The sequence below is a fragment of the Hyphomicrobium sp. DY-1 genome, from assembly GCF_047497105.1.
Taxonomy (GTDB): Bacteria; Pseudomonadota; Alphaproteobacteria; order Rhizobiales; family Hyphomicrobiaceae; genus Hyphomicrobium_B.
This window is the reverse complement of the sequence record NZ_CP134870.1, coordinates 1,746,490-1,769,452: the sequence shown is the minus strand read 5'-3', so window position 1 is coordinate 1,769,452 and position 22,963 is coordinate 1,746,490. Positions and strand designations below refer to the sequence as shown.

Annotated in this window: 19 protein-coding genes; 11 read left to right on the top strand and 8 right to left on the bottom strand. The window is 60.8% G+C overall.

What is annotated here, in order from left to right; genetic code table 11:
• Positions 1–68 precede the first annotated feature (68 nt).
• The 6 genes from RLW41_RS08330 to RLW41_RS08305 all read right to left on the bottom strand — a co-directional run bounded on the left by RLW41_RS08330 (position 69) and on the right by RLW41_RS08305 (position 7,247).
• The gene (locus RLW41_RS08330) at positions 69–1,028 is read right to left on the bottom strand and encodes a L,D-transpeptidase family protein (RefSeq protein WP_409561395.1); all 960 of its coding nucleotides are present in this window, start codon (positions 1,026–1,028) and stop codon (positions 69–71) included.
• Positions 1,029–1,203: 175 nt separating this feature from the next.
• Positions 1,204–2,151 (bottom strand): acetyl-CoA carboxylase carboxyltransferase subunit alpha, encoded by a 948-nt coding sequence (locus tag RLW41_RS08325; RefSeq protein ID WP_024274928.1) that lies wholly within the window; start codon positions 2,149–2,151, stop codon positions 1,204–1,206.
• Positions 2,152–2,305: 154 nt separating this feature from the next.
• Positions 2,306–3,838 (bottom strand): peptide MFS transporter, encoded by a 1,533-nt coding sequence (locus RLW41_RS08320; protein ID WP_414464184.1) that lies wholly within the window; start codon positions 3,836–3,838, stop codon positions 2,306–2,308.
• Positions 3,839–4,249: 411 nt separating this feature from the next.
• Entirely contained in the window at positions 4,250–5,182 is a 933-nt protein-coding gene (locus RLW41_RS08315) for a site-specific tyrosine recombinase XerD (protein WP_414464183.1), read from the bottom strand.
• A 9-nt stretch (positions 5,183–5,191) separates the two neighbouring features.
• Complete coding sequence (locus RLW41_RS08310) at positions 5,192–7,099, bottom strand: hypothetical protein (RefSeq protein ID WP_414464182.1); 1,908 nt, start codon at positions 7,097–7,099, stop codon at positions 5,192–5,194.
• Positions 7,100–7,103: 4 nt separating this feature from the next.
• Positions 7,104–7,247, bottom strand: coding sequence for a hypothetical protein (locus tag RLW41_RS08305; protein WP_172636520.1), 144 nt, complete (start codon positions 7,245–7,247; stop codon positions 7,104–7,106).
• Between the two features lie 249 nt (positions 7,248–7,496).
• On the opposite strand from RLW41_RS08305, the gene aroB reads away from it, so the two are divergent.
• Together aroB and RLW41_RS08295 are read left to right on the top strand one after the other, a co-directional pair.
• The gene (gene aroB, locus RLW41_RS08300) at positions 7,497–9,191 is read left to right on the top strand and encodes a 3-dehydroquinate synthase (RefSeq protein ID WP_409561391.1); all 1,695 of its coding nucleotides are present in this window, start codon (positions 7,497–7,499) and stop codon (positions 9,189–9,191) included.
• Positions 9,192–9,270: 79 nt separating this feature from the next.
• Positions 9,271–10,578 (top strand): HlyC/CorC family transporter, encoded by a 1,308-nt coding sequence (locus RLW41_RS08295; RefSeq protein WP_414464181.1) that lies wholly within the window; start codon positions 9,271–9,273, stop codon positions 10,576–10,578.
• A gap of 7 nt (positions 10,579–10,585) precedes the next feature.
• Here RLW41_RS08295 and RLW41_RS08290 read toward each other — a convergent pair whose 3' ends face one another.
• On the bottom strand, positions 10,586–10,882 hold the full coding sequence (locus RLW41_RS08290; RefSeq protein ID WP_409561389.1) for a BolA family protein: 297 nt from the start codon (positions 10,880–10,882) through the stop codon (positions 10,586–10,588).
• A gap of 153 nt (positions 10,883–11,035) precedes the next feature.
• Here RLW41_RS08290 and RLW41_RS08285 point away from each other — a divergent pair, with 153 nt between their 5' ends.
• The 4 genes from RLW41_RS08285 to RLW41_RS08270 all read left to right on the top strand — a co-directional run bounded on the left by RLW41_RS08285 (position 11,036) and on the right by RLW41_RS08270 (position 15,777).
• Positions 11,036–11,662, top strand: a complete 627-nt coding sequence (locus tag RLW41_RS08285) for a J domain-containing protein (RefSeq protein ID WP_414464180.1) — start codon at positions 11,036–11,038, stop codon at positions 11,660–11,662.
• Positions 11,663–11,756: 94 nt separating this feature from the next.
• Positions 11,757–12,758 carry a cobaltochelatase subunit CobS gene (gene cobS, locus RLW41_RS08280; protein WP_024274921.1) on the top strand — a complete coding sequence of 334 codons (1,002 nt, stop codon included), beginning with the start codon at positions 11,757–11,759 and terminating at the stop codon, positions 12,756–12,758.
• A 46-nt stretch (positions 12,759–12,804) separates the two neighbouring features.
• Positions 12,805–14,697 carry a cobaltochelatase subunit CobT gene (cobT, locus tag RLW41_RS08275; RefSeq protein WP_409561387.1) on the top strand — a complete coding sequence of 631 codons (1,893 nt, stop codon included), beginning with the start codon at positions 12,805–12,807 and terminating at the stop codon, positions 14,695–14,697.
• 9 nt (positions 14,698–14,706) lie between these two features.
• The gene (locus RLW41_RS08270; protein ID WP_414464179.1) at positions 14,707–15,777 is read left to right on the top strand and encodes an esterase-like activity of phytase family protein; all 1,071 of its coding nucleotides are present in this window, start codon (positions 14,707–14,709) and stop codon (positions 15,775–15,777) included.
• Positions 15,778–15,816: 39 nt separating this feature from the next.
• On the opposite strand, the gene rpmB is transcribed toward RLW41_RS08270, so the two are convergent.
• Positions 15,817–16,113 carry a 50S ribosomal protein L28 gene (gene rpmB / locus RLW41_RS08265; RefSeq protein WP_414464178.1) on the bottom strand — a complete coding sequence of 99 codons (297 nt, stop codon included), beginning with the start codon at positions 16,111–16,113 and terminating at the stop codon, positions 15,817–15,819.
• A gap of 259 nt (positions 16,114–16,372) precedes the next feature.
• Here rpmB and RLW41_RS08260 point away from each other — a divergent pair, with 259 nt between their 5' ends.
• The 5 genes from RLW41_RS08260 to RLW41_RS08240 all read left to right on the top strand — a co-directional run bounded on the left by RLW41_RS08260 (position 16,373) and on the right by RLW41_RS08240 (position 22,960).
• Positions 16,373–17,230: a DUF3108 domain-containing protein gene (locus RLW41_RS08260; RefSeq protein ID WP_414464177.1), complete on the top strand. Its 858-nt coding sequence runs from the start codon at positions 16,373–16,375 to the stop codon at positions 17,228–17,230.
• Positions 17,231–17,348: 118 nt separating this feature from the next.
• The gene (locus RLW41_RS08255; protein ID WP_414464176.1) at positions 17,349–20,564 is read left to right on the top strand and encodes a helicase-related protein; all 3,216 of its coding nucleotides are present in this window, start codon (positions 17,349–17,351) and stop codon (positions 20,562–20,564) included.
• 4 nt (positions 20,565–20,568) lie between these two features.
• Positions 20,569–20,988 carry an RNA-binding S4 domain-containing protein gene (locus RLW41_RS08250; protein WP_409561382.1) on the top strand — a complete coding sequence of 140 codons (420 nt, stop codon included), beginning with the start codon at positions 20,569–20,571 and terminating at the stop codon, positions 20,986–20,988.
• Between the two features lie 124 nt (positions 20,989–21,112).
• Positions 21,113–21,451 carry a ferredoxin FdxA gene (gene fdxA / locus RLW41_RS08245; RefSeq protein ID WP_013950005.1) on the top strand — a complete coding sequence of 113 codons (339 nt, stop codon included), beginning with the start codon at positions 21,113–21,115 and terminating at the stop codon, positions 21,449–21,451.
• Between the two features lie 468 nt (positions 21,452–21,919).
• Positions 21,920–22,960, top strand: a complete 1,041-nt coding sequence (locus tag RLW41_RS08240; protein ID WP_414464175.1) for a CarD family transcriptional regulator — start codon at positions 21,920–21,922, stop codon at positions 22,958–22,960.
• Positions 22,961–22,963 lie beyond the last annotated feature (3 nt).

The following is a 22,963-nucleotide window of genomic DNA, read 5'->3' as shown; positions in this document are numbered from 1 at the left end:
TTTTGCGGGGCTTCTGCAACGTTGGCTCGCTTAACGTTTGGGACCGTTATCGAATGCCTCGCGGAGGCTCAGTTTGCGTTGGCGACCGGCGCCGTAACGGCGGCCGCCTGTGTGCTCTGACGCGCTTTCGCCTTGTTGATATCGGCCAGCGTCGGCTCGTTGTCGGGATCGGCAATCCCTTTCAACTTGTTACCATGCGCAACGTCAACCCCGCCAGGCTCTGGCAGCGGCTTGAACGCCGTCACGATTGGCCGTGCGAGCGGTGGGCAAGGGCCGGCCGGATCAGGACGGTTTCGCGACACCGCATCGACGACATAGCGCCGTTCGCAAACTGTGATGGCGGGCGGAATCCGGTACTTCTCGAAATAGTCGTAGCCCTGCTTCATGGTCTTCCAGAAGCCGTACCACTTGTTGTGCTTTTCTTTGGCCATCCGCGCGTCCGTCATCCGGAACGGATAAGCATGGAGCTGAAAGCTCGGCTGCCCGGCCTTCAAGGCTTCGCGCGTCAGTCCGTAAATCTCTTCCATCAACGCGTCGGTCATGGCGTAGCAGCCCGCCGACCGGCAATTGCCGTGAACCATGACAGAATCACCCGTCCGGCCCCACGACTTGTCGTAGGCGTTTGGATAGCCAAGGTTGAACGACAGATAATACTTAGAGTTCGGATTCATCAGGGCTGGCGTGATGGTATAGAAGCCTTCCGGCGCTTGCCGGTCGGCATAACGCTCCTTCGGCCCGATCGCGCCCGACCAATTGCAGATCGGATAGGTCTTGAAATGGTAAAAGCGCCCGTCGTCGCGCTGCTTCCAGACCTCAAGCTCTGACTCTTCCTTGAAAACCCGGATGAAAACCGGCGAGCCCGGCTGCATTCCTTTTTTCGCGAGAAGCGCCAGCGTGTCCTTGGACAGCGGCACGTCGGCGGGCGGCGGAATCGTTGGCGTATTCGAGCATGCGCTAAGCGTCACGGTGGCGATGACAATCGCCAGCCGCATAACCATCCGTAGCGCCGAACCAATGCTGGTCCCCACCAATGCCCCGTTCCCGTTCCGATTGACGTCCCCGCCGCTGCAATCAGGCGGACCATACGCACAAAGAACTCGAACGCCTTAGTGAGATTTGAACGATGGTCAGTCAACTCAAGTATCGTGTCGAAATGCGGCGTGCTGGGGGCGCCGCACCTCCGTTGCCCAATAGCCTCACAAACTAGCGACCGATCGACAGAAAGCGGTCGTGGCGCTGGGCGCGAATATCGTCGGACGACTTTCCGTCGAACTCCGAGAGCATCCGCGCAATGGCATTGCCGGTGGAGATGATCACCGATTCGCGGTCGCGATGCGCCCCGCCGGTCGGTTCTTTCACGATGGCATCGATGACGCCCAATTGGTCGAGGTCCTGCGCCGTGATCTTCATATTGGTCGCGGCTTCTTCTTTTTTGTTGCTGTCGCGCCAGATGATCGACGCCGCGCCTTCCGGCGAGATGACAGAATAGATCGCGTGCTCCAGCATCAGGATCCGGTTCGCCGTCGCAATGGCAATTGCGCCGCCCGAACCGCCCTCGCCGACGATGACGGCGACAATCGGCACGCCGAGCCGCAGGCAGCATTCGGTCGAACGCGCGATGGCTTCCGCTTGGCCGCGCTCTTCGGCGCCGATGCCGGGATAGGCGCCCGGCGTATCGACGAACGTGATGATCGGCAGGTTGAAGCGGTCTGCGAGTTCCATTAACCGCACGGCCTTGCGATAGCCCTCAGGCCGCGCCATGCCGAAGTTGTGCTTGATACGCTGTTCGGTATCGGCGCCCTTCTCGTGTCCGAGTACCACAACCGAACGGTTGCGGAATTTGCCGATGCCGCCGACGATGGCTTCGTCCTCGGCGAAATAGCGATCACCTGCGAGCGGCGTGAAATCTTCGATGAGGCCGCCGATGAAATCCAGCGCGTGCGGCCGTTCCGGATGGCGCGCAACGAGCGTCTTCTGCCACGGCGTCAGCTTCGCATAGGTATCAGCAAGCGCTGCTTTCGCTTTTTGCTCAAGCTTCGTGATTTCGTCCGTGATCTGCGGACCCTTGCCGTCCGTCTGCAAGGCCTTCAGTTCGGCAACCTTGTTTTCGAGCTCAAGAATCGGCTTCTCGAAATCGAGATAGGTACGCAATGCGGTGGTGGCGTTCACTGAAAGCTTTCCTGACTGTGCAACTGAAGCGTGCGCCCTCGCCGCTTCACGCGCGACATTCGCCATGGCTGGCTCCGGGTGTCAAGGCGACAGACCTTCCCGACCGCTGCTTAGGCGTAACCGGCGTTGTGAATGCTTAACTTTCGCCTTCCGAGAGCCGCCTGACAATAGGCGCAACGGCGAACATAAGGGCCGCCGCCGCCGCAACCAACCCGGCCTGCGCCAGGAACGAAAGCGCGAGCGCATCTGGGTCGCTGGTCGTGAAGGCGCCGCCGATGTCGCCCGCAATTTTATCGCCGAATGCCGTCGCAAGGAACCAGAGCCCGAGCACCTGTCCGGACATTTTTTGCGGCGCAATCCGCGTCATCGTCGAAAGTCCGACCGGGCTCAGCATCAGCTCGCCGACCGTAAACAGGAAATAGAGACCGAGCAGCCACATCGGCGACACGCGGCCGTCGGCGGCATAGTTGGCGGCCGGAACCATCAGCAGGAAAGACGCGGCAAGAAACGTTAGTCCAAGCCCGAATTTGACGGGCGACGACGGCTGATGCGCGCCAAGCCGCATCCAGAGCGCCGCGACGAACGGCGTCAGCATAATGACGAAGATCGGATTGGCGGACTGGAACCAGGACGACGGGAAAGGCATGCCGACGAATTCGTTGCGCGTCAGTGTATCGGCGAAAAGCGAGAGCGTCGTGCCGGCCTGCTCGAAAATGGCCCAGAAAATCATGGCGGCGAGAAAGTAGACACCGACTGCGGCCATGCGATGCGCATCGGCGTTCTGACGTGTTGCACCGTAAGCAATGCCGACCAAAGGAATGATGATGAAGAACCAGCGGAGCCAGCGGAAGCCATTGACATCGGAAAGAAACGCCAATGCTAGCAAGCCGAGGGTTACAGCCGCCATATACCCCGCCTGCTGGCGGAAAGAGGATGATGTTTCACTGGCGACCACGCCGGGGTCTTTGAGATGGCGCATGTTCCGCGCAAAGAGGACCATCGAGATTGTCATGCCGACGCCGGCAGCACCGAAGCCCCAATGCCAGCTTTGCGTCGGGTCGAAACCCATCGCCGAAAGCCAGTCCTTGAAGACGCTGCTCTGGGCCAGAAAGCCGGTGACGAGAGGAGCCAGGAACGCACCGACGTTGATGCCCATATAGAACAGCGAGAACCCCGCATCGCGGCGGTCATCGTCCCGGCTGTAGAGCGCGCCGACGAGGGCCGAGATGTTCGGCTTGAAAAGCCCCGTTCCGATCGCGATAAGGGCCAGGCCGATATAGAACGTCGTCAGCGATGGCCACGCCAGCGCGTAATGCCCGGCCGCGATCGTCGTTCCGCCGATCAGCACGGAACGCTTCGCCCCGATGATGCGATCGGCGATAAAGCCGCCGGGCAAAGCCAGCAGATAGACCGCCATGCCATACGTGCCGTAGATGCTTCCGGCTGATGGCGTCGGGAAGCCGAGGCCGCCTTGCGACACCGGCGCGACCATGAACAGCACGAGCAGAGCGCGCATGCCGTAATAAGAAAAACGCTCCCAAAGCTCAGTAAAATAGAGGGTTGAGAGCCCCTGTGGATGTGAACCAAGTCCAAGCCACGAGCCGCGCGCGGCCGGTAGGATTGATGCCAGAAATCCGGCGGGAGCGCCCTGGTTGTTATGCGACGACATCAAGCGCCTTTCGCAACGCTCGTCGTTGTGCCGGTTCGCTCAGGGGGCGCCGTGGCGACCATGGTCGGCATCGGTCTTCGAATGGCCGGACGGAATTTTCTGATGTCCATCGGTCCGCTCCCGTTCGCAAAATAGCACCCTCGCTTTGCTCGTGCCCCCCGTGCGTGGCGCCGCGATCCCGTTATGGCGGCGTCAAGCACGTTTGCGCGCGCCGACGTCTGGAAACGCCACGGCAGGACGCGATCAGCGTTTATAGAAGATCTGCGCGCGATCGCTACGGTTGATACCAGTGGCGAAAAACGTGTCGCGGGTTTCGACGCTGACGCAGCGGCACGATGGCAGGTCCGGTCGAGGCGGCTCACTGGCGTCTCCCATGCGGTCGGCGCTTTAAGGCATTAGAGCCCTGGCGCGCTACGTCTTGTTCTTGGCGAGCGGGTGATGCGCATTGACGAGCGCTTTCAGTCGCTCTTGCAACACATGCGTATAGATCTCCGTGGTCGAAATGTCAGCATGGCCGAGCAGTTGCTGAACCGCGCGCAGGTCCGCGCCGCGGTCGAGCAGGTGACTCGCGAACGCGTGGCGCAGGACATGAGGTGAAACGCGTTCGGCCGCGATATCCGCCGCGATGGCGACATCTTTCAGGTCCTGTGCGAAACCTTGCCGCGTCACATGTCCGAGCGCCGCCTTCGAAGGAAACAGCCACTCGGAATTATCGAACCGGCCGGATACGCCGAGGAAGGCGTCCAGCGCTTCGCGCGCGGTGGCGTTCAAGGGCACCATCCGTTCTCGTCCGCCTTTACCCTTGATGGTCAGAACGCGCGTATCGCCGCGAAGCACGCTCCGTGGCAGGCCCACAAGCTCCGAGACGCGCATTCCGGTCGCGTAAAGAAGCTCAAGCAAGCAGTGAAACCGCAGTGCGCGAAATAAGGCATGCCCTTCCACACCATCGCATTGCTTTTGCGAGGTCTCCAGCAGTCTGTCGACCTCGGCGATGCTCAGGACCTTCGGCAGCGCGCGCTGTTTTTTGGGACCTTGCAGTCCAGATGTCGGATCGAGTGCAATAGCGTCTTCGGCCAGAAGAAACCGATAGAATTGCTTGATGGCCGAAAGCCGCCGCGCCCGCGACGTCGGCGCTTGTCCTTCGCTGGCCAGATGGCCGAGATAGGCTTGAACGTCGTCCGAGGTAGCATTTCTCGGCATAACGCCCCGGCTTGGCAAGAAACTGAGGAAGCCTTCAAGATCGGCGGCATAAGCCTCAATCGTGTTGGGTGAAGCGCCACGCTCGGCCGACAGCATCGCGAGAAAATCCGCGACGTCGGTATCGCGCACCGCGGTAGACGTCATGACCGCCCCTCAATTCGTCTCGGTACGCGGCCATGTCGGCAGCAGGGCTTCGAGCCCGAGGCGGCGCGCGTCGGCCTCAAGTCCGGCGCGCTTCAATGCCCGGATGCTGTCGCCGAGCGCGATCAGATTGGCGTCGGCCGCGCCGTTCGGGCCGAGCGCCTTCATGACGAGCAGCACCGTATGGCCGAATTCCTGTTTCTTCGAAGCGATCTGCAACTCGGTCAGCACGCCGGTTTCGGGAAGATAGCCGCCCGTCGGCTGTGAAATCGTATTGGCCGCCTGCCAGAGTGGAATGGGCACGAGGTAATCGAGCGCTTCCATCACGGTCGTCAGCCGATATAGAGCCGCAGGCGGAAACCGTCCGTTGGCGGCGTAATTTTCCAGCGCGGAGAAGCTTTGCCCTCGGTTCGGATCATGCGTATCGGCGATGTCGATCAGTGCGCGCCAGTGGCCGAGACCCGGTCCGCCCGACTGATCCGCGATCTGAATCCAGTTACGCGACATGTCGAAACGGCTCGACGCCAGCCCGATTTCGACGCCCGTTTCGGCAAACCAGCTCACTTCCGGAGCCGGTTGCAGATCTGCCGTTGCCTGCGCGATCATTTGCGCGCCGATCATGCCGAGGCCTTCGTGCTTCATGTCATCGAGGAAGGCACGAATGAGCCGTGCTTTGCGTGCCGGCGTTCGTTCATCCTCGGCCGCCTTGAACAGCGCAGCGCGTCGCGCCACGCCTTGCGGACCACGGCCGCTTAACAAGTCGTCGGGCGGCATCCTCTCGGCGTTGACACGGTAAATCCCCGCCAGCATTTGCGGCGTCAGCGCATTAAGACGCGCCGCCGCTTCAGTTGCGGGAAATCCAAGATCGACTGGGGTTGAATGATCGGTAGCAAGCGCCACGAGCAGAGCCGGCTCGCCCTTTTCCAACACGAGCTTGTGCGGCAGCCCGCCGACCTTTTCGGCAATCCGATAGTCAAGCAGGGTGATTTGTTTGACTTGCGTGTAGCGCGGCTTGGACCCGATCGAGAATGCATCGAGCGCTTCGAGGCCGGGCGATGTCTCGACGCCTTCCTCACGCGCCATGTCGGCCGCTAGTCCCGCCGCCGACTTGTCGCCTTGAGATTCGGAGCAATATCCAGCCATCAGGATGACTTGGCCTTTGAGGCGCGCTGGAATCTCACCCTTCAGCTTGGCCGATTGCGCAACCAGTTGGCATGCCTTGTCCGGATGCCCGGCCGCCAGCTCGTTGCGGGCTTCGAGCGACACCAGCAGCGGATTGTCCCCCGGCGGTTGCTTTGCGATTTCGGCCGCGGCGGCGCGCGCCAAGCCCGAGCGGTAGAGCGCTTCGAGTCGGAGCGCCATAAAGTTGGAGTTCGAGCCATCGCCCGACGGCGACGTAATGAGCCTTTTCCAAAGATCGTGCAAAACGGGCGAGCGCGGCGGAATTTCAATCGTTGCGATCAGCTTTTCCAACGCGGCGACGTCCATGCCCCCCCAAAGCTCGTACGGCAGTCCTGAGCCGTCGTTCGACATCACGGGAGCGAGACTGCCCTTGTCCACGGCCGGCGGAATAGCATCGCGCATCACCGAATTGCCCGAACCCGAGCCAGACGACCGGCTTGGGTTGGACGGGAAGCCGGGCATGGAACCGGAATTTCCGCCGCTACCGGAGGGCCGCGACCACATATCGTCGTCCCCGCCGCCAGAGGGCGAGCCCAGCGGCTGAAGATAGCTGCGCTTGTCAGGTGGAGGTGAATAAGCATCGTCGTGCGCCGGCTTTTTCCGGCTGCTCGTCGCTGGCGCGGCATAGGAATCGTCTTGCGCGCTTGCCGGCAGCGCGGCGGCAATAGCGATCGGCAAAAAACCGGCAAGCACAACGCTGCGCGCCGCCGCTATCGTCTTTCGGTGTGTATGCACCATGGCTCTACCGCCGGATTTTCACGTCTGGCACGGGCTTGCTGATCATCTGCTGCTCCGGCTCGAAGCGTGTCGCGAGCACATAGAGACCGCCGAAAACCGCGGCCGCGAATGCGCAAAGTACGAACAATAGCCGGAAAAGGCTCGGCATTTCTTTACCCCGTTCCGGCCTTTAGGTGAGCACCCTTGATGGCGTGATTATGACTCGGATTGGCATTTTAACGGAACCCCCCTTGCGTCGAAACGGCGTCTGTTTCCGATCCACGGCAGGCTTGAAGTATGGTTCCAATTTGCGAACGATTTTGGTTCATGGCATGAGGGCGCGGAAATGACCTTTCCGCTACGAGACAGTCTGCCCGAAGCTAACCGATTCGCCGTTGATATCGGCGTCGAGACCCCCATGACGGAAGCGGAAGCCATAGACCTTGCGAAGAAGCGCATCGGCAAGCGCCCGATTGTGCTCGTCGGCCTTATGGGTTGCGGCAAGTCGTCGGTCGGCAAGCGACTGGCGTTTAAGCTCAGTCTGCCGTTCGTCGACGCCGACGAAGAAATCGAGCGCGCGGCCGCCAAGACGATCAACGATATTTTCACCGACCACGGCGAAGACCATTTCCGGGATGGCGAGCGCAAGGTCATCGCCCGCCTGCTTGGCAACGGCGCGCAGGTGCTTGCAACCGGCGGCGGTGCCTTCATTCACGCTGAAACTCGCAAACGCGTTAAGGACACCGCTTTTTCCATCTGGTTGCGTGCCGAATTGCCCGTACTGATGCGCCGTGTCATGAAGCGTGACACCCGGCCCCTGCTGCGCGGTGGCAATCCGGAAGCCACGATGCAGAAGTTGATTGAAGCGCGTTACCCGATTTATGCAGAAGCCGATATGACAGTCGAAAGCCGCGACGAACCACACGACATCATCGTCAACGAAATCATCACCCGGCTCGCGACCGGCGCAGACGGCGCGCCGCCTACGACGCTTGAGGCTAACCCCTCCAAGACCGTTCATGTCGAGCTGGGCGACCGCTCTTACGATGTTTTGATCACGCGCGGCGTTCTTCGCGACGCCGGCGCGCTCATCAGGGCGCGCTTCGGCCCCGTCAAATGCGGCGTCGTGACGGACGAGAACGTGGCGCGCCACCATCTTACGACGCTTGAAAATAGCCTCAAGGCTGAGGGCCTGTTCGCCGGTTCGGTCGTCATGAAACCGGGCGAGGCGACGAAGAGCTTTCGCAACCTCGCAGACCTGTCCGAGCGTCTCCTGGAGCTTGGCCTCGAACGCGGTGACCTTGTTGTGCCATTTGGTGGCGGTGTGATCGGCGATCTCGCGGGCTTTGCCGCTGGCATCTTGCGCCGTGGCGTCCGCTTCGTTCAGATTCCGACGTCGCTTCTCGCGCAAGTCGATAGCTCCGTTGGCGGCAAGACCGGTATCAACACGCCGCAAGGCAAGAACCTCATCGGCGTTTTCCACCAGCCGAGCCTCGTCATCGCAGATACGTCCGTGCTGACGACGCTACCCGCGCGCGAGATGCGAGCCGGATACGCCGAGGTCGCCAAGTATGGCCTGCTCGGTGACGCCGAGTTCTTCTCCTGGCTTGAGGCGCATTGGCAGTCGGTCTTCGGCAACAACGGTCCGGCGTTGACGACGGCCATCGAAACGAGCGTGGCCGCCAAGGCCGCCATCGTCGCCCGCGACGAAACGGAGACCGGCGACCGCGCGCTCCTCAACCTTGGGCACACGTTCGGTCACGCATTGGAAGCGTGGACCGGTTACTCCGACCGCCTGCTGCACGGCGAAGGCGTGGCCATTGGCATGTGCATGGCTTTTCGTCTGTCAGAAGAGCTGGGTCTTTGTCCCGCCGGCACGAGCGCCCGCGTCACCAACCATCTGAAAGCCGTCGGCCTACCGACGCGGATCGCCGATATTCCCGGCGGCAAGGCCGATGCTACCGAATTGTTGCGCCTGATGGGCCAGGACAAGAAAGTTAAAGCCGGGAAGCTGACGTTCATTCTTGTTCGTGACATCGGTCAGGCTTTCGTCACTCGCGACGTCGCACCGGAAACCGTGCTGGCCTTCCTCGGCCGGGAAATCAGTCTATAGAGCATATTAAGTCTCTGCCCTGCATCTGTGCTAGATTACTGCCTCCCCTAGGCAGGAATAGCGGACACCATTACCCCCGATGACCGTAATCATAAGCTTTCTGGCAATCCTTTTGCTGATTGTTCTGTCGGCGTTTTTTAACGTCAGCGAGACCGCGCTGACGGCAGCGTCGCGGGCACGCATGCATGCGCTCGAAGAAGACGGCAACGTTCCGGCCGCCCTCGTCAATAAGGTGCTGTCGCGCCCCGAAAAGATGATCGGCACAGTCCTGCTCGGCAATACGCTCGTCGACGTGCTGGCTGCAGCCCTTGCCTCCAACATCGCCGTGCATCTTTACGGCCAGGTCGGCGTCGCCTACGCGACAGCCATCATCACGATCCTGATCGTTATCTTTGCCGCCGTGCTTCCGAAGACGTACGCGCTCGCATATGCCGATCGCGTCGCGCTTGTCGTTGCGCCGCCCATGCAGGGCCTGATCTACATTCTGACGCCCTTCACCAAAGCCATAGAATTCATCGTCCGCCACATCCTGATCCTGACACCAGGTAAGGCCGACGATGCCGCCAATATTCTCGCTGCGCACGAAGAGATCCGCGGCACGATCGATTTGCAGGCAAAGGAGGGTACCGTCGCCAAGGGTGACGCCGAAATGCTCGGCGGCGTTCTGGATTTGCGCGATCTCCAAGTCGCCGACATCATGGTTCACCGTACCAAGATGGAAACCATCGACATCGACGAGCCGCCCGCGAAAATTCTCGATCAGTTGATGCGCTCGCAATATACGCGTGTGCCGCTGTGGAAAGACGAGCCGGAGAATATCGTCGGCGTTCTGCACACCAAGGATCTTCTGTTGGCCCTGTCGCGCCACGGATGGGATCCCGAGAAGCTCGATATCATGAAGTCAGCGTCCGAGCCCTGGTTCGTTCCGGACACCACGACGCTGAAAGACCAGCTCAACCAGTTTCTGAAAAAGAAGATTCAGATGGCCCTCGTCGTCGACGAATACGGCGAAGTGCAGGGCCTGATCACGCTCGAAGACATTCTGGAAGAGATCGTCGGCCAGATCACCGACGAGCACGACAATCCCGATAGCCATATCCGCATGCAATCGGACGGCACCGTCAACGTTGACGGCACCGTTGCAATTCGCGATCTCAATCGCCATTTAGATTGGGATCTTCCCGACGATGAAGCGACGACGGTTGCGGGTCTCGTGATCCACGAGGCGCAAACGATCCCGGAGCCAGGACAGGTGTTCACCTTCCACGGTTACAGGTTCGAGATTTTGCGTAAAAGCCGCAACCGGATCATGGCGATGCGCATCAAACCGATCGCATCGGCAACCCCGCCGAATTCAGGCTCGGCGTCCGCACGGCCGAGCGGCTGAAGCTTATTCAACCGTGTGAGGCAGCCGTTTTGGGGAGCGCTTCGCCCGGCGCGATGGTCGAAAGTGCGAGCGCGTGCACGCCGCCGGCAAGTTCGTCTTTGAGCAGATCATTCACAAGGCGATGCCGTTCGACGCGTGACTTGCCGGCAAACGCCTCGGAAACGACAAGAATTCTAAAGTGGCTCTCGCCCGTGCCCGGAGAATTGCGATGGCCCGCGTGGAGTTCGGACTCGTTGATAACGTCAAGCCGTGTCGGCTTGAGGGCGATCATGAGCTTTTCGCGAAGTCGGCCAGTAACGGACATCTTTTTCTCTCATGGTGTCTTTCGTGCTGCTTTGGTGCGATGGGGCACACGGACGAAAGGGCCTATTAATGGATTGACGGCACAGTCACGACGGAAATCAAGAGTTTTCTTGCCGCCTTGTTTCGGCGCGGCCTAACCCTCATAATTCATGCAATGAAACTGGAATCAAAATACTTCGACAGCATCCGCGTCTCTTCGAAGCGCCAGACGAGCGCCAAGAGGGAAACGCACGCGCCCGTGTGTCAGTGGAAAGGTTGCGACAAGCCCGGCGTACATAGGGCGCCAAAGGGCCGAGGCCGCGACGGCGAATATTTCCAGTTCTGCGTGGATCATGTCCGCCAGTACAATCAGGACTACAACTATTTCGACGGCATGAGCGACGCCGAGGTCAGCAATTTCCGCAAGGACGCCGCGACCGGCCATCGCCCGACCTGGAAGACCGGCGCCAACGCCTGGGCCCACGGCACGCGCGATGGCTCGCAAGACGCCGACGCTGCTGCCCGCGTCAAGGCAGGCACGCAGCGCATGAACCGCAAGGTCCGCTCGTCTCGGACGGCCACGGCGCCAACGTTTCAACGCCAGTTGAAGCCGCTTGAGCGCAAATCGCTGAAAGTCATGGATCTCGGCGAAGACGCGAGCCGTGAGGATATCAAGTCGCGCTTCAAGGAGCTGGTGAAAATTCACCATCCTGATGCGAACGGCGGCGATAGCAGGTCTGAGGAAAAGTTGCGTGAAATCCTCCAAGCCTATAACTATTTAAAGCAATCTGGCCTGGTCTAATCCTCCGAGCCTCTGAAGCAGGTGCACCCGCCGAGGTCGCCCCTGTTCGAGGCCTTAGCGGCAGCTGGGCGATTTGATCGGGAATCCAATGGAAATGCGCACGTCTACAAGCGCGAACGGCGCGGCTGCCGCCAACCTACCGGACATGAAGCTGTCCGTTCGCCAAGTTTTCGGGATCGATAGCGATCTTGAGGTGCCGGCCTATTCAAAGCCGGAAGACCATGTCCCGGAAATCGATCCAGATTATTTGTTCAATCGTGATGTCACCCTCGCGATCCTGGCGGGCTTCAAGCACAACCGCCGTGTGATGATCCAAGGCTATCACGGAACCGGCAAATCAACTCACATTGAGCAGGTCGCGGCGCGCCTCAACTGGCCGTGCGTGCGCGTCAACCTCGACAGCCACGTCTCGCGCATCGATCTCGTCGGCAAGGATGCCATAGTCCTGAAGGACGGCAAGCAGGTGACGGAATTCAAGGAAGGCATCCTTCCTTGGGCGCTGCAGAACAATATCGCGCTGGTGTTCGACGAATACGATGCCGGCCGCCCCGACGTCATGTTCGTCATCCAGCGCGTGCTCGAAGTCTCGGGCAAGCTGACATTGCTCGATCAGTCGAAGGTCATTCGTCCGCATCCGGCCTTCCGCCTGTTCGCAACGACGAACACGATCGGCTTAGGCGACACATCGGGCCTTTATCACGGCACGCAGCAAATCAACCAAGGTCAGATGGACCGGTGGTCGATCGTTGCGACGCTGAACTATCTTCCGCACGATGACGAAGCCCGGATCGTGCTGTCGAAGGTCAAATCATTCGCGAAGACCGACGCCAAACGCAAGCAGGTCTCGCACATGGTTCGCGTCGCGGACCTGACACGCTCGGCCTTCATCAATGGCGATCTGTCCACCGTGATGAGCCCGCGTACGGTCATCACCTGGGCCGAGAATGCCGATATCTTCGGTGATATCGGCTTTGCATTCCGCGTCACCTTCCTGAACAAGTGCGATGATCTCGAAAAGCCGCTCGTTGCGGAATTCTATCAGCGCTGCTTCGGCGAAGAGCTTCCAGAAAGCACGGCCAACGTCGCGCTGAGCTAATCTCTCCTCCCCCTCGTGGGGAGGGCAAAAGAGCGACACGAAGTCCATGACGTCTCCAACCAAACGCCGGGAAGCGCCGTCCGAGCCGCTGAAACGCGTCCTCGGGCCGGCCGTGCGCGCCATTGCGGGTGATGGCGAAGTCGAAGTCGATTTCGGCCCCGGTAAGGGCGACGTGTCGGGCAAGGCCGTGCACCTGCCGGACTTGCCGCGTGCTCCATCTGCGAAAGACGTCGCGTTGGCGCGTGGCTGGGCCGATAGTCTTGCTCTGCGTATCGGCTGTCATGACGCCAAGGTTCATCGCCGCATCGCGCCGCCTGCCGGTCCCGCCCGTGCCGTCTTCGAAGCCGCCGAACGCGCACGCGTCGAAGGCTTGGGCTCGGCTCGCATGCCCGGCATGGCGGCCAATCTCACCGCGCGTCTGGAAGACCACTACAGTCATGGTCGTTTTCGGTCCGTCGCAACGCGCGCCGAAGCTCCGCTCGAAGATGCGCTCGCGCTTCTCATTCGCGAACGATTGACCGGCCAAGCTCCGCCTGCATCGACGAAGGGCCTCGTCGACGTCTGGCGTTCCGTGATCGAAGGGCGTGGTGGCAAGCTTTTGAACAAGCTGGAGGCGCTCTCGGAAAACCAAGAGCAATTCGGCCGCCAGATTCGGGATCTTCTGAAGATCCTCGAAATGGCCGAGCAGAGCGACGAGCCGCAGCCGAACGACGACGAGGAAGAAAACGACGAAGGTTCGGCCGAAGGCGGCTCGGAAGATTCCGACGAGCAAAGCGAGGACGCGACCGACGGTCAGGATCAGGAAAGCGAGGAGAAGCTTTCCGAAGGCGATCTCTCAGAGACCGAGGAAACGATGGAGCAGGGTTCGACCGAACCCCAAGACCTCGACGACGGCGAGATGAACGAGGAAGAGACGCCTGCGCCTTGGCGTCCGAACATGACGGTCCTCGATAATCCCGAGGCCTTCGGCTACAAGGTCTTCACGCGCGCCTATGACGAAGAGGTTAGCGCCGAAGAGCTTTCGACGCCGGAAGAATTAGAGCGTCTGCGTGCCTTCCTCGACAAAGAGCTGAAAACGCTTTCGGCTGCCGTCGCCAAGCTTGCCAATAAGCTGCAGCGCCGTCTCTTGGCGCAACAAAATCGCGGCTGGGATTTCGATCTCGAAGAAGGCCAGCTCGACGCTGCGCGCTTGACGCGCATCATCACCGATCCGACCGGCGCGCTGTCATTCAAGCGTGAGCGCGACACTGATTTCCGCGATACCGTCGTGACATTGTTGCTCGACAATTCCGGTTCGATGCGCGGCCGGCCGATCATGGTCGCGGCTTGCTGCGCCGACATTCTCGCGCGCACACTGGAGCGTTGCGGCGTCAAGGTCGAAATCCTGGGTTTCACCACCAAAGCTTGGAAGGGCGGGCAGTCGCGCGAGGAGTGGCTGGCGGCAGGCAAGCCGCCCGCGCCGGGCCGCCTCAACGATCTTCGCCACATCATCTACAAGACGGCGGATGCCCCGTGGCGACGCGCCAAAAACTCCCTCGCCCTGATGATGCGCGAAGGTCTTCTGAAGGAAAATATCGACGGCGAAGCATTGGCCTGGGCGCATGCTCGCCTTGTTAATCGGCCCGAGCAGCGCCGCATTCTGATGATGATCTCCGACGGCGCGCCGGTCGACGACTCGACGCTCTCGGTGAACTCAGGCAGCTACCTCGAACAACACTTGCGCCAAGTGATCCACGAGATTGAAAATCATTCACCGGTCGAATTGATCGCCATCGGCATCGGTCATGACGTGACGCGCTATTATCAGCGCGCCGTCACCATTACCGATGCGTCGGAACTGGCCGGCGCGATGACGGAGAAACTCGTCGAACTGTTCGATGAGCATCACGAAGCCGACAAGGCGGCCGCCACGCGCCGCAAGCACGCGCGGGTTCATTGAGGGCTATCGGTGGCGGCGCTTTTTCTCCGACGATTTGCAGTCGCGATCGCCGTTTTAGGCGTTGGCGCGAGTTCGGTTCTGGCGGACGAGAAGCCAGACATCTCGACATTGAAGTCGGCACCGATCACTGTCGAAGCTCGGCCGATTTCTACGTTTTCGCGCACCGGTGAGGACCGGCCGCTCGGCAAATTGAAGTTCGTGGGCGGCCTCGTCCTGACGTCGCCGTCACCCTATTTCGGTGGCTGGTCGGGCCTGTTGCTGAGCGACGATGCGAAATCTCTTCTCGCTCTGTCTGACACTGGCGTCTGGATGACGGGCAACCTGACCTATGCAGGAATACGCCCCTCCGGCATCGTGGACGCGCGCCTGGGGCCGCTGTTGGAAAAATCCGGCCGCCCCATCCAGCGCGTCCGTGATCGCGATTCTGAATCGATCGCGCTCGAAGGTGGCGCCTTTCAGAATGGCTCCGTCCTCGTTGGTTTCGAGGGCCGTCACCGCATCGAACGCTTCAGGCTCGGCCCGAAAAATATTCAGGCAACCGGCATCGCCCTCAGGATCCCTGCCGCGGCCATGCACATGGACCAGAACAAAGGCTTCGAAGCGCTCACGATCTTGAAGGGCGGCCCGTACAAAGGCTGGCCGATCGCATTTTCGGAGCGGCTTTATGATCCGGCGCGCAATCATACCGGCTGGGTCTGGACCAAAGCCGGACCACAAACCTTCCATCTGAAAAACGTCGGTGACTTCGACATCACCGACGTTGCCAGCCTCGATGACGGCACGATCTTCGTTTTGGAGCGCCGCTTCCGCTGGCTAGAAGGCGTCAAGATGCGCCTCGTGCGCATCGCGCCCGACGCTCTCGCTCCAGGACGCACGATCGAGGGCGAAACCCTCATCGACGCCGACATGGCTGATAATATTGACAACATGGAAGGTTTAGCAGCCACACGGCTGAAGTCCGGAGAGGTGCTGCTCACCATGATCTCGGATGACAACTTCAATCACGTCATCCAGCGCACAGTGCTGCTGCAGTTTCTGTTGCAAGAATCCAGGCAAGCGAAAGCCCGGCTGCCGAACTAGGCCACCGGGCTAAAACGATCTGCAAATTGCGTCGAAAGATCAGGCGGCCTTGGCGGCGGCCTGGACCTTTTGAATCTCGCGCTTGAGCTTCAGGCAGGTCTGCGACAGCTCATTGTTGTTCGCCTTCAGGAGGAAGGCATCGAGGCCGCCGCGGTGTTCGACCGACTTCAGCGCCCGTGCCGACACGCGCAAACGAACCTTGCGGCCGAGCAGTTCGCTCATCAGCGTCACGTGGCAAAGGTTCGGACGAAACGTGCGTTTCGTCTTGTTCTCAGCGTGGCTCCGGAGGTTACCCGAGAGGGGCAAAGTCCCCATGAGCTCGCAGCGCCTGGTCATAACACTCTCCTATGCCGCACCCTCAAACCGGGGCGGTCGATCGAAAACTTGCTGTTTCAGCAAAAAATAGCGCCCCGCAAGCCGAGCCTGCGGGGGTTTCGGGTGCTGTATAATTGACAGGACCGATGCCCGTCAAGACGGGCAGCGACGATTGCAGTAGCCCGCCTAGTCGCCCTCTCCGAACCCGCCCAAAGCCCAAGAATAGTCGCAAATTCTGACTATCAGGGCCCCTTCGCCCAAGGGCAAGTAGGGAAACACGATGGCGATATCGGGAGCCGGTGCGCGGAGGCGGGGCGCCTTCTGCAGCCTTTTCGCGGTTGCCGCTGCCACTTTTCCGCTCGAGAGCGCCTCGGCCATTGGTCCCAATTGGCCGACGGAGGTGGTTGCCACCTATAAGCTTGCCTTCGCCGGCTTCGACGTCGGGGCCTACCAATTCAACGCCCATTTCAATAACGGAACCTACGACGCCCAAGCACACGCCAAAGTTTCGGCATTTTTCGGCGCGTTTAAATGGGCAGGCAATTTCTCCGGCAAAGGAGCGTTGGAGCCCTCGGGCCTTCGCCCCGCAGCCTTCGAAATGAGTTACAAAAAGAAGAAAAAATTTGTCTCCGTCAAAATTGGCTTCGACGGGCGCGCGGTGACCGCCGTCGCCCTGGTTCCCAATAAGCCCCCCTCACCGGATACGATCAAGCTGAAGCCCGAAAATTTGAAGAATGTATTCGATCCGATGGCGGCGATGATCTCGGTGTCCGATGCTAACCCCTCCGACGCCTGCAACCGGGTAATTCCGGTATTCGACGGCAAGGCACGCTACGATTTGCACTTCACTTTCAAAGGTCGCGAGCCCCTCACCGAGCGCCGTCCGTCCGGCCAGCCCAAGGAGCTTATCGTGTGTCGGGTCAAATATGTGCCTATTGCCGGGCATAAGCCGAAAGATTTCACCGATCCCTGGATCGATTACAATAATATCGAGTTTGCGCTTCGGGCCGTGCCGAGGGCCGGAATCTACGTGCCCTACCGGGTCACGATCCCTTCCCCCATCGGCAACGCCGTCATGACCGCTAATACAATTAACATCACCTCGGCTAACAACCAGCAGATCGCGCTGACGCAGTAACACGCGTGGCGCTCGAGGATTTGAGGCGGTGTGACGCTCTTTGTCCGCCGACCGAATAATCCTTGATCTCTAGGCCCTCCTCTGCAATGCCAGGGCTCGATCGGAGTCAATGCAACATATGGCAAGTGATCTGGAAGCCCGCATCCGAAACGTGACGGCGGTGCTCGGACCCACCAATACCGGTAAGACGCACCTCGCCATCGAGCGGATGCTGGGCCACGAAAGTGGCATGATCGGCCTGCCGCTGCGCCTGCTCGCGCGCGAGGTCTATGATCGCATCAAGCAGCGCGTGGGCGCGGACAAGGTCGCCCTCATTACCGGCGAAGAAAAAATCAAGCCGGAGCGCGCCCGTTATTGGGTGTCGACCGTCGAAGCGATGCCGCGCGACATCGATGTTGATTTCCTGGCGATTGACGAAATCCAGCTTTGCGGCGATCCCGAGCGCGGTCACGTCTTCACCGACCGGCTGCTGCATGCGCGCGGCCGCTCCGAGACGTTGCTGCTCGGCGCCCAGACGATGCGTGACGCCATCTCGGATCTTATCCCCGGCGCCAACTTCATCTCGCGCCCGCGCCTGTCGAAGCTGACCTACAGCGGCGAAAAGAAAATCACCCGCCTGCCTGCACGCTCGGCAATCGTCGCGTTTTCGGCACAGGAAGTTTATGCACTCGCCGAATTGATCCGTCGCCAGCGCGGCGGCGCGGCTGTCGTGCTTGGTGCGCTCTCACCGCGCACGCGCAATGCCCAGGTCGCGCTTTATCAATCAGGCGATGTTGAATTCCTGGTTGCGACCGATGCCATTGGCATGGGCCTCAACCTTGATGTAGACCACGTGGCGTTCTCTGCGCTTCGCAAGTTCGACGGCTACAATCATCGCAATCTGACGCCGGGCGAGATTGGTCAGATCGCCGGTCGTGCCGGCCGCCACATGAACGATGGCACGTTTGGCGTCACGGGCGGCGCCGAGGCGCTCGATGCCGACATGGTGGAACGTCTCGAAACCCACAGCTTCGATAGCATCCGCACGCTGCAATGGCGTAACCGCAATCTCGATTTCTCGACGCTCGATGCGCTGCATGCGTCGCTCCGCGAATTACCGCGCGAGCAGCGTCTGACGCGCGCCCGCACCGCCGACGATGTGGCAGCACTCGAAGCCTTGACCTCGGATCGTGAAATCGCGGACATCGCCTCATCACGCCCGCGCGTCGAGCTACTTTGGGAAGTCTGCCAGCTTCCCGATTATCGCAAGATCTCCGGTCAAAGCCACTCCGAACTCGTCTCAAATCTTTACCGGTATCTGACGACCGGCGAAAATCGCATCCCCGAAGACTGGTTCTCCAAGCAGGTTGCTTTGGCGGATCGGACGGATGGTGATATCGACACGCTCGCGACCCGCATCGCGCACATTCGCACTTGGACCTTCGTCGCAAATCGTCCCGATTGGCTGAAGGATCCGGCGCATTGGCAAGAGCGGACGCGCGCTATTGAAGATAGTCTCTCCGACGCCTTGCACGAACGTCTGACGCAGAGGTTTGTGGATCGCCGGACCAGCGCTCTGATGAAAGGCATGCGGGACAAAGACGAATTGACGGCCGACATCGCCGATGACGGCGCCATCACGGTCGAAAACCACTTCGTGGGCAAGCTGAAGGGTTTCCGCTTCACGCTCGATTCCGCCGCTGACGGCATTCACGAGAAGGCGACGCGCCAGGCGGCGATGCAGGTCGTGACGCGTGAGCTGGGTATGCGGGCGCGTCGCGTTGCGGCGGCGCAGAATGATGCGTTCAAGCTCGCGCGCAACGGCATGATCATCTGGCGCGACGATGAAATCGCCAAGCTAGAACCTGCCGAAGATCCGCTGCAGCCGTCCGTTACGCTCATTGCCGACGAGACGATGAGCGAGTCCGATCGTGAGAAGGTTCAGGCCCGCATCAAGACCTGGGTCGACGATACGATCGCCGACAAGCTGAAGCCGCTCGTCGAGATGTCGAAGAGTGCCGAGCTTCAAGGCTTGGCGCGCGGCATCGCATTTCAGTTGAAGGAAGGCCTCGGCGCCTTGAAGCGCGAGACGGTCGCCGACGACATCAACGCGCTCGATCAGGCGGCGCGCGCTGAGCTACGCAAGTACGGCTTGCGTTTTGGAGCTTTCAACATCTTCTTCCCGATCATGTTGAAGCCTGCTCCGGCCGACCTTGCGGCGACGCTATGGCTTCTGAAACATCCGTCCGAAAACGGCGTCGTGCCGCAATTGCCCCGGCCCGGCTTGACGTCGGTCGTGGTCGATCCTGCGACGCCCGAAGCGCTCTATCGCGCGCATGGCTTCCACGTCTGCGGCCCGCGCGCCATTCGTCTCGATATTCTTGAGCGTCTGGCCGATTTGATCCGGCCGCTGCTCGCATGGCGCTCCGGTCCCGGCAAGACGGACGCCCCGAAAGGCTCGACGGGCGATGGCGGTTTCCGTGCCACCGACGACATGATGTCGATCCTCGGATGCTCGGCCGAAGAGCTTGGTGAAGTGTTGAAAGCCCTCGGCTTCCGCCTCGAACGCCGACCGATCGCGGTTGAAGCCGCGCCTGCGGCTCCGGTTGCTGAGCCGGAAGCAGCTCCGTCGGCAGCCGAAGCTTCGACGGAACCCGAGAGCGAAGTCGCCGCGGCCCCGGCAGAGGTCGGTGCCGAAGCGTCAGTTGAAACGCCGCCAGCAGCTGCTGAGGCTCCGCCCTTGGCGGAAGCGGTCGCTTCCGTGGATGCGGATTCCGATGCAGCCGCTGCGATGGCTCCCGATACGTCCGCGGTGTCGGCTCCGGCGTCGGAAGAACCCAAGTTCGAAGAGATCTGGCGCCCGCGCCGTCATCAGCGTCCCGAACGCCGCGACGGACAGCGTCGCGATGGACAACAGCGCCGCGACGGCGGTCACGGACGGCATCGCTACGGCAACCGTCATCAACAGCCGCAAGCAACCGTCGCAGGCGAAGGTGCAACCGCCGCGCCCGCCGCAGACGCCTCAGGTGCGCCGCAGGGCGGCGAGCAACGCTCCGACCGTCAGCATGATCGCAACCGCCACCCCGACCGGCGCGATAATCGCCAGCGGTTCGAAGGTCGCAACAACGACGATCGCCGCAATGATCGCAGGGACGAGGGTGGTCGCCCTCGTCGCGACGATGATCGTAAGGGACGCCGTGATGATGGCCGCCGCCGTGACGACCGGCGTTCACCGCAGGTGATCACGGCCGCGCCGCCAAAGTCGGCTGGAGGCGATGCCTCATCGCCGTTCGCGGCGCTGGCGGCGCTCAAGGCTCAAATGGAGAAACGGAGCGAAGGCTCCGGATCGACCTGACGAGATGCCGGACGCGGATCGCGCCGCGCTGCAGCGGATCGACCAGTGGCTGTGGTTTGCCCGGATTGCGAAATCCCGGACATTGGCGCAGGCGCTGATTGAACGTGGCAAGGTGCGAGTCAACCGTGTGAAGATCGATAAGGCGAGTACAATCGTGAGGCCGGGCGACGTCCTGACCCTCTCGCTTGGCCCCCGCGTCATCAGTGTCGAGATTCTCGGCATTGGCGCTAGGCGTGGTCCGGCTCCTGAGGCCCAGGCGCTTTATCGTGACCTGACACCCCGGCAGTTGCCGCCAGCGTCGGGGGGAGTGCCGGAGGCGAGCGGAAGCGATATTGTCATGCAGGTGCCGTCCCGTCCCGAAGGCAGCGGCCGGCCGACGAAGCGCGAACGGCGTCTGATCGACAAATTCAGGGGACGGCATTGAAACTGTGACGCCCGGTCCACCTAGGCAGCCGTTGTGCCTATGGTAATAAGGGCGCCGCTCGAACCAGAGATTGCTTCGCGACGCCACGCTGGAGCGTCGGCCGTTACAAGAATTAGGAATTCGAATGACCTACGTCGTCAACGAGAAATGCATCAAGTGCAAATACACCGATTGCGTAGAGGTCTGTCCGGTCGACTGTTTCTATGAAGGGGAGAACATGCTCGTCATCCACCCCGACGAGTGCATCGACTGTGGCGTCTGCGAACCGGAGTGCCCTGCTGACGCTATCAAGCCCGACACCGAACCGGACATGGAAAAGTGGATGGAGCTCAACCGCCAGTATGCGGACGCTTGGCCGAACATCACCGCCAAGAAGGCTGCGCTGCCCGACGCCGATGCGGTTAAAGACGAGCCGAACAAGTTTGAAAAATATTTTTCACCAAATCCGGGATCAGGGGATTGATTTTGCGCCAAACAGCGACTCTTGCAACCCGTTAGGGCATCTCTTACATAAGCCGTTGGTTTAGCGCGTTAATTTAAATGCGGCCTTAAGCTCGTCGAGATTGTCTCAGAACCCGACACTTCAATTACCGTCAAGACTGTGTTAGTGTCAGTTGCGATGGCGTTAAGTCTGCACAAATCCGGAACGGCCGCGAACAAAAGGGGGCTGCTCAACTCTGAAGAGCAGCAACCAATAAGACGTTATGGGGCGTCAACGGGCCAATTCAGAGTCGGACGGGATTTGCGAAGCTAGGCCACAAATGAGCGCGCAGGGGACGGCCTCTCGTAAAGACGAGGCACGGATCAATGCGCGCGTGCCGTTCGGACGTCGTCTCGTCCGCGGCACGGATGCTCCGTCCTTAAGGTAGGGCGGACTGACGGCAGAGCCGGCCCCCCGGCGACGCCCAGTATGCGAGAGTGAGAGATCGATATGGCTCAAAAGAAGAAAGCTCCGGTCAGCCCCAAGTCCGCAGCCAAAACTGCCGTCCGTAAGTCCATGCCCTTGAAGGTGAGCGCAAGCGCCAATAAGGTCGCGAAGCCGTCTGCCAAAGCCAAAGCCGAACCGCCAACGAAATCCAAGCTCGCGCCGACCTCCAGCTCGAAACCCGCAACGCCGACGAAGAAGGCAGCGCCCGTCGCGGCGAAGCCCGTAAAGGTCGAGGCAGCTCCGGCCGCCAAGAAGCCTGTCGCAGGGCCGACGCCGGTCGCGCCGCACATCGCCGCTGCTCAATTGAATGCCAAGGTCGCCGCTGCAGCCGCGCCTCAGCGCACTGTTGCCGTGCCTGCAAATGCGCACAAGGCCGCCAGCCAGAAGATTTCGGCGCCCGTCGCAGGCACACAGCAGTCTGCTGCACCGAAGGAAGCCGCTGAGAAATCTGCCGCTGCGCGCCAGATCCTTGCGGTTCAGAAGAAACCCGTCAATCAGCGTCACGGCTTCAAAGCCAACGAATTCATTGTTTATCCCGCTCACGGCGTCGGCCGCATCGTCGGCATCGAGGAGCAGGAAATCGCCGGCATGTCGCTTGAGCTCTTCGTCATCACTTTCGACAAGGAGAAGCTGACGCTGCGCGTCCCGACCGGCAAGCTGGCCAGCGTCGGAATGCGCAAGCTGGCGGACGAAAGCCAGGTCAAGAAAGCGATGGAAACGCTCAAGGGCCGCGCCCGCATCAAGCGTACGATGTGGAGTCGCCGCGCACAGGAATACGTTGCGAAGATCAATTCCGGTGATCTCATCGCGATCGCTGAGGTTGTTCGCGATCTCTATCGCTCCGAAGCGCAGCCCGAGCAGTCATACTCTGAGCGTCAGCTCTACGAAGACGCGCTCGACCGCATGGCCCGTGAACTCGCCGCCGTGGAAAAGCTTGACGAGCGCGGCGCCGTTCAGCGCATCACGGACATTCTCTCCAAGAGCGCCAAAGGCCGCCGGTTGGCGGAAGCTGAAGCGCCGGTCGAGGAAGAAGAAGCCGCCTAACGG